Genomic DNA, 286 nt, shown 5'->3' with positions numbered 1-286 from the left:
TCACCGCATATCCGATCCCCACCAAAACCGCCGAGCCGTAAAGCCACCATTGGAGATCGTCGAGCCATGCCTGGTTCATACCCGAACCGCGCAGGAAGACCTGTGCAACGATGGCGACCATCAGGATCGGGAACAGCCACGCCATCACATTCGAGATTTGCACGATGACCCGGTCGCCGCGATTATGTTCTTCGCGACCGACCTCCCCCGGATCAGAGAGCTTGATGATTTCTTCGACGGGTTCCATGGGTCCTCCGATACCGCCCAGACTACACAGGCGTGACAA

At 58.0% G+C, this 286-nt stretch carries 1 protein-coding gene; it reads right to left on the bottom strand.

Annotated elements, in window-relative coordinates:
• Window positions 1-247 (bottom strand): hypothetical protein (locus H2O73_RS23880; protein WP_497997515.1); only part of this gene is annotated, 247 nt, incomplete at its 3' end.
• Between the last annotated feature and the right edge of the window lie 39 nt (window positions 248-286).

It is taken from the genome of Vibrio marinisediminis (genome assembly GCF_014050145.1).
GTDB classification, from domain to species: Bacteria; Pseudomonadota; Gammaproteobacteria; order Enterobacterales; family Vibrionaceae; genus Vibrio; species Vibrio marinisediminis.
This window is presented reverse-complemented; position numbering and strand designations above follow the sequence as displayed.